This window comes from Streptomyces sp. F001 (genome assembly GCF_004187715.1).
Taxonomy (GTDB): Bacteria; Actinomycetota; Actinomycetes; order Streptomycetales; family Streptomycetaceae; genus Streptomyces; species Streptomyces flavusporus.
This window is the reverse complement of record NZ_QZWF01000021.1, coordinates 88,620-94,885: the sequence shown is the minus strand read 5'-3', so window position 1 is coordinate 94,885 and position 6,266 is coordinate 88,620. Positions and strand designations below refer to the sequence as shown.

7 protein-coding genes and 1 pseudogene are annotated in these 6,266 nt (G+C 72.4%); 4 read left to right on the top strand and 4 right to left on the bottom strand.

The window, feature by feature from the left end:
* Positions 1 to 196: 196 nt before the first annotated feature.
* On the top strand, positions 197 to 1,198 hold the full coding sequence (locus StrepF001_RS37405) for a LacI family DNA-binding transcriptional regulator (RefSeq protein WP_129802615.1): 1,002 nt from the start codon (positions 197 to 199) through the stop codon (positions 1,196 to 1,198).
* On the opposite strand, the pseudogene StrepF001_RS37400 reads toward StrepF001_RS37405, so the two are convergent.
* Positions 1,188 to 1,364, bottom strand: a pseudogene (locus tag StrepF001_RS37400) (cupin domain-containing protein); the annotation flags it as partial. The gene StrepF001_RS37405 and the pseudogene StrepF001_RS37400 overlap by 11 nt on opposite strands.
* Positions 1,365 to 1,462: 98 nt before the next feature.
* On the opposite strand from StrepF001_RS37400, the gene StrepF001_RS37395 reads away from it, so the two are divergent.
* Entirely contained in the window at positions 1,463 to 2,053 is a 591-nt protein-coding gene (locus tag StrepF001_RS37395) for a hypothetical protein (protein ID WP_129802614.1), read from the top strand.
* Positions 2,054 to 2,093: 40 nt separating this feature from the next.
* Here the strand turns inward: StrepF001_RS37395 and StrepF001_RS37390 are convergent, their stop codons facing one another.
* Complete coding sequence (locus StrepF001_RS37390) at positions 2,094 to 2,978, bottom strand: EamA family transporter (protein WP_129802613.1); 885 nt, start codon at positions 2,976 to 2,978, stop codon at positions 2,094 to 2,096.
* 68 nt (positions 2,979 to 3,046) lie between these two features.
* Between StrepF001_RS37390 and StrepF001_RS37385 the strand changes: the two genes are divergently transcribed.
* The gene (locus tag StrepF001_RS37385; RefSeq protein ID WP_129802612.1) at positions 3,047 to 3,901 is read left to right on the top strand and encodes a LysR family transcriptional regulator; all 855 of its coding nucleotides are present in this window, start codon (positions 3,047 to 3,049) and stop codon (positions 3,899 to 3,901) included.
* A 164-nt stretch (positions 3,902 to 4,065) separates the two neighbouring features.
* Here the strand turns inward: StrepF001_RS37385 and StrepF001_RS37380 are convergent, their stop codons facing one another.
* The gene (locus tag StrepF001_RS37380) at positions 4,066 to 4,596 is read right to left on the bottom strand and encodes a DM13 domain-containing protein (protein WP_129802611.1); all 531 of its coding nucleotides are present in this window, start codon (positions 4,594 to 4,596) and stop codon (positions 4,066 to 4,068) included.
* A gap of 179 nt (positions 4,597 to 4,775) precedes the next feature.
* On the opposite strand from StrepF001_RS37380, the gene StrepF001_RS37375 reads away from it, so the two are divergent.
* Positions 4,776 to 5,468 (top strand): SDR family oxidoreductase, encoded by a 693-nt coding sequence (locus StrepF001_RS37375; RefSeq protein WP_129802610.1) that lies wholly within the window; start codon positions 4,776 to 4,778, stop codon positions 5,466 to 5,468.
* Between the two features lie 8 nt (positions 5,469 to 5,476).
* Here StrepF001_RS37375 and StrepF001_RS37370 read toward each other — a convergent pair whose 3' ends face one another.
* Entirely contained in the window at positions 5,477 to 6,055 is a 579-nt protein-coding gene (locus StrepF001_RS37370; protein WP_129802609.1) for a TetR/AcrR family transcriptional regulator, read from the bottom strand.
* Positions 6,056 to 6,266: the final 211 nt, after the last annotated feature.

The window sequence follows — 6,266 nt, the reverse complement described above, 5'->3', positions numbered from 1 at the left end:
GTGGGGGAGGCGGGCGTACGCCTGGGTGTGCACCCGGCCCATCCAGCCGAATCCGACGACGGCGACACCGAGCGCATCCACCATGACAGCCCCTCTTTGGACCGGTCCACATTCTGTCCAGGCCACCCTGAGTGGGCCTTCCGCAAGGTGTCAACCCCTTTGACAACCCGGCGCGTCGCATGGAACGGTCCATCCCATGCGACCGCCGACCATCCGTGACGTGGCCGAACACGCCGGCGTCTCCAAGTCGCTGGTCTCGCTGGTGCTGCGCGGCTCCGGCCAGGTACGGCCCGAGAAGCGGGAGGCCGTGCTGCGGGCCGTGCGCGAGCTGGGCTACCGGCCGAACGTCGCCGCCCGCAGCCTCAGCGAACAGCGCACGCGCACCATCGGCGTCCTCCTCAACGACCTCCGCAACCCGTGGTTCGTCGACCTGCTCGACGGCCTGAACTCCCTCCTCCACGACAACGGCCTGCACATGCTGCTCGCCGACGCCCGCCTCAACCGCCGCACGGGACACGACCTCACCGGCCCCTTCCTGGACCTGCGGGTCGACGGGCTGATCGTGGTCGGAACCCTGCCCGACCCGGCAGCGCTCGGCACGGTCGCCGACCGCATCCCGCTCGTCGTCGCCGGCGCCCGCGAACCCGTACCGACCGGCGTCGACGTCGTCGCCGGCGACGACGAGCGGGGCACGCGGCTGGTCACCGAGCACCTCATCGGGCTCGGCCACCGCCGTATCGCGCACATCGCGGGCTACGGCGCGGTCGGTGAACTGCGGCGCCGCAGCTTCGAGGCGACGATGCGGGAGCACGGGCTCGCGGACGGCGTGGTCGTCGAAGCCTGCGACATGACGGAGGAGGGCGGCCACCGCGCCGCCGTCCGGCTGCTCGGCCGCCCGGACCGGCCCACCGCCGTCCTCGCCGTCAACGACATCGCCGCCGTCGGCGCCCTGTCGGCGGCCGAGGCGCTGGGCCTGCGGGTCCCGGACGACCTGTCGGTCACCGGCTACGACAACACGAGCATCTCCCGGCTGCGGCACCTGTGGCTCACCACCGTCGACAACGCCGGCCACGAGGTCGGCCGCCGCGCCGCCCGCTGTCTGCTCGACCGGCTGGAGACCGCCGGGGGAGAGGGGCGGCTCCAACTCGCCGTGCCGACGCTGGAGATCCGCGGCACGACGGCCGCCGTCACTGATTGATCGCGTACGCCTTGCGCAGCGTCTCGTGCACGGTCCACGTCGTGCAGTCGCCCTCGCGCAGCACCGCCATGTCGCCGGGGCCGACGTGCAGCGTGGGCCCGTCCGCCACCTCGATCGTCGCCGACCCGCTGATCACCACGAACAGCTCGTCGGCCTCGGGGTCGGTCGACAGAGTGTGGTGCAGGGGAGCGAGAGGGCCGACACTTCGTCGCGGACGCGAAAACCGCTGGCGGTCGGCGGCGAGGCCGTGTGACGGTTCCGCCCATGGGCAACTCCCGGGCGTATCCCGTCTTCCGCACCTCCGACGCGGCCTTGGCCTTCACCCAGGCCAAGCGGCTGTGCGCGCTGTTGGAGCACCAGGAGGACGAGGTGTGGCTCGGTGCCGAGCTGCACACCGCGGCGGACGCGCGGCGTATGGCCGCCGTCGTCCCCGGGGCGAGCTTCGATCACCTCGAGAGTCGTACCGACCCGGTGACGGGTGAGTGCCTGTGGTTCGACCTCGACGTGGCGTCGGCGGACGACTCCACCCTGGAGCCGCATCTGCCGCTGGAGATCTCTGAGCACGTTCCCCGCGGGAGCGTCGAGGACCGTTTCGTGGCGGCTCTCGGCCGGGGGATCGCCTGGATGCACTGGCAGGGCAGGTGGCCGGAGGATCCGGACGCCGAGCATCACCCCATCGCCAAGTACGACGGGGTCCAGGTCGTCTTCCACGGCGACGCGGTCCAGATCGGCGAGTGGACCGAGCTGCACACCGTCTTCGTCCACGTGACCAACTGGGGCGATCTGCCACGGGCCCGCAAGCTGGCGGCGCACATCGGCAGCGAGGTGCTGGGCGAGGCCCAGCTCGGCTGGTGAACCCGACCGGCAGGTCACAGCAGGCACCCGGCCGCGCCTCTCATCGCCGTACCAGCATGCTGAGCGCGTTGGCCGTCACGACGCACCCGATCCCCGTCCACTCCGCGACGCCCAGCCCCTGGCCGAGGATCACCCAGCCGACCACCGCGGCGAGCACCGGATTGACGCTCATGAACAGGCCGAACGTCTGGGCCGGCACCCGGCGCAGCGTGAACAGGTCCGCCAGGTACGGCACCGCGGACGCGAGTACTCCGGCCGCCACGGCACACGCCAGCGCCTGCGCGGTCGGCGGGTTGCGGACCGCCACCAGCACGCCCACCGGCAGGAACAGCAGCGCGGACACCCCGGCCGCCGCCGCCGACCCCTGCGCCCCGGGCAGCCGCCGGCCGACGGTGCGGTTCAGCAGGATGTACGACGCCCAGCAGCCGGCCGCCAGCAGGCCGAGGCCCATTCCGACGTAATCAGCGGAGGGCTGAGGGCGCATCAGGACGACCACACCCGCCGCCGCGATCAGCGCACAGCACGCGTCCAGCCGACGGCGGGCGGCGGCCAGCGCGATGACCAGCGGTCCCAGGAACTCCAGGGTCACGGCGAGACCCAGTCCGACGCGGTCGACGGCGGTGTACAGGCTGAGGTTCATCGTGCCGAAGACCACCGCGAGCAGCAGCACCGGCCACCACTGCCGCCAGGTGAACTCCCGTACCCGCGGCCAGCCCACGGTCAGCAGCACAGCGGCGGCCACGTACTGGCGCACCGCCACGACCCCTACGGGTCCGAGGACCGGGAAGGCCAGCGCGCCGACGGCCGCGCCGACCTGGTTGGACAGACCGCTGCCGGCCATGGTGACCGCCCCGGCCAGTCGTCCTCCGGCCGGCTCGGGTGGGCGGAGACGCGCGGGCACCGCGCGTGCGGGAGCAGTTCGCATGAGCCGATCGTGCGGCCGGACAGTGATTGCGCAAAATGAATGAACCACCGGATCTATACGCTGCTCGCATGGATGTGGAACTGCGGCAACTGCGCTGTCTCGTCGCGATTGTCGACGAGGGCACCTTCACCGACGCGGCGCACGCCCTCGGCGTCTCCCAGGCGGCCGTCTCCCGCACCCTGGCCTCGCTCGAACGCGCCCTGGGCGTACGGCTGTTGCGGCGCACGTCCCGCGCGGTGGCGCCGACGGTCACCGGGCTGCGGGTGGTGGCACACGCCCGGCGGGTGCTCGCGGAGGTCGACGACCTCGTGGGCGAGGCCACCTCCGGGCACGTCCGGCTGCGGGTCGGCTACGCCTGGGCGGCCCTCGGCCGGCACACTCTGCCCTTCCAGCGCCGGTGGAGCGCCGCGCATCCGGAGACGGAGCTGCATCTGGTGCGGGCCAACTCGCCCACGGCCGGGCTGATGGAGGGCAGGTGCGATCTCGCGGTGGTGCGCTGGGCGCTGGACGAGCGGCGCTTCGACTCCGCCATCGTGGGCCTGGAGCGGCGGCTGTGCGCGCTGGCCGCCGACGATCCGCTGGCCCGCCGCCGCTCCGTGCGGCTGGCCGAGCTTGCCGGGCGCAGGCTGCTGATCGACCGTCGCACCGGCACCACCACGCCCGAGCTGTGGCCGCCGGACGCCCGCCCGGACACCGAGGAGACCCACGACGTCGACGACTGGCTCACCGTGATCGCCACCGGCCGGTGCATCGGCGTCACCGCCGAGTCCACCGCCCACCAGTACCGGCGCCCCGGCGTCGTCTACCGGCCGGTGCGCGACGCCGAACCGGTCGCCGTACGGCTGATCTGGTGGCGCGACGACCCGCACCCCGCCACCCAGGCCGTGATCGAACTGCTCGCCGCGCTGTACCGCCCCGGCTGAGCCTGGGCACGGCCACGCAGGCCGAACAGCTCGCGCTCACGCGGCTGCTCGGTACGGCGATGGCCGTGGAGACAGCCGCCGCACAGCGGACGACGGCTGTCCCGCGGTGACGGCCCCAGGGGCGCCCGGTGCGGCGGGCGCCCCGCCGTAGTCCGGCATTGCGCTCATGCGGGAGCCAGCTCCGCCGCCCCGAACGACACGTCGAACCGGTCGCACCAGATGCTCACGCTCGTGAAGGCGGCCGGGTCCACGCCGGCAGGAACGGCGTAGTTCTGGTCGCCCCTGTTCCCCTTGAGCCGCCCCAGGCTTTCGTACGCACCGTCGTCGAACACATGCCAGCCCGCCTGGCCCTCCTTCACCGGCGCGTCCGTCAGCCACACCCGCAGATCCGGACCGTTGCTGGTGTCGAGGTCCTCCAAGCGCAGCACGTGGGAGCCGTCCGCAAGCCGCAGCAGCGTCACCGTGCCGGACGTGGCGTGCTCGTGACTGATCAGCTCACCGCGCGCCACCGTCACCGGGCCCGCCGGTTCCGGCGAGGCCGAGGTGCTCGGCGCGGGCGCCGGTGTCCCCGTCGCCGCGGGCAGCGCCTCCTGCACGGTCTCGTCCTGCCACAGCTTCCACGGCTGGAACCAGTACAGCCCCACCCCGACCAGCGCCACGGCCGGCACCAGCGCCACCAAGAACACCCTGCCCATACGCCCCACGGCGTCTCCTCCCGTTCCGTTCTCCGGAAGATCCATTCAAGCCGTGCGCACGGCCGGACCGCCACGGTCAGGAGATGACGGAACCCTTACGGCGCGCCCGGCGATGTCACACTCCCGGCCGCCCACGCCCTCACAACTGGCGGAAACCCACACGCACGAGGGGAAAACCAGTGAACATCGTCATCTTCGGCGCGAACGGCCCCACCGGACGGCAGACCACCCGACAGGCCCTCGCCGCAGGACACTCGGTCACTGCCGTCACCCGCCGCCCCGACGCCTTCCCGGTCACCGGCCCCGGGCTGCGCGTCGTCGGCGCGGACGTACTCGATCCGGCGGCGGTCGAACCGGCCGTGGCCGGACAGGACGCGGTGATCTCCGCACTCGGCGTGCCGTACGGCCGCCGTCCCGTCACGGTGTACTCCGTCGGCATCACCCACATCGCGCAGGCCATGACCAAGCACAACGTGCGACGCCTGGTGGCCGTGACCTCGACCGTCCTCTTCGACACGGCGGCACCTGGTGAAGGCTTCCTCTTCCGCAGGCTGCTGGAACCGGCGGTCGTCCGCTTCCTCGGCCGCACGGTCTACGCCGACATGCGCCGCATGGAGGACGTCGTACGCGAGTCCGACCACGCGTGGACGGTCATCCGCCCCGGCGGCCTGTTCGACACGGAGACGGTCAGCGACTACCAGGTCGGCACGGCACGGCTGCCCGGCCGGTACACCGCCCGCGCCGACCTCGCCCACGCGCTGCTGCACCACGCGGTCGAGAACCGCCACGTGCGCGCCTGTGTCGACGTACGCACGACGCAGGACACCCCCACGTTCCTGGACCTGCTGCGCAAGGAGGCGGTGGGCAGGTAGTGATGCCCTCAGCGCGCGGCGCGCACGCCGTCCAGCGCGACGGACAGGACGCGGTCGCGCTGGGCGTCGTCGACGAAGTTCGTCGAGGTGATGCCCGCGACCATGCGCAGCAGGTCCCCGAAGTCCATGTCCTTGCGCGCCACCCCTGCCTGCTGCGCCCGCTCGAACAGCGGCGTGCCGGCCGCGTACATCGACTCCCGGCAGGTCAGGAAGATGTCCGACTCGTCGTTGAGCGCCTCGCGGACCGCCCGCTTGGTCACCATGTAGCCGGTGAACCGGTGCAGCCAGGCCGTGAGCGCCTCCCACGGTTCCTGGTCCGCGACCTCCTGGGCGACCTGGCACAGGTCGTCCACCTCGCCCGCGTACACGCTCTCGAACAGATGCCGACGGGTCGGGAAGTTCCGGTAGAGCGTGCCGATACCGACGCCCGCGCGACGGGCGATGTCCTCCAGGGAGGCATCCGCGCCGTGCTCGGCGAACGCCTCGCGCGCGGCGGCCAGCAGGGCGTCGTAGTTGCGGGCGGCGTCCTTCCGGTGCGGCCGCCGGGACGCCACGATCTCGCTCACGGGAAACGTCTGGGCCGTCATTACTGCCTCCCTGGGGCCGGACGGGATTGAACCGGAGGTAAGCCTCCGCTACAGTGGAGGAGTACCTCCATTTTAGCAGTGCGGGTGTCTGTGCCGTGGATGCGTGCGGCCGCACGCATCCACGACGCGACGACACCCCGTATCGACCCTGCCACGGGCCCTGCACCCGAGTGCACCGCCCGTCCCCTACGCCACACCCCTCCGCGACCGC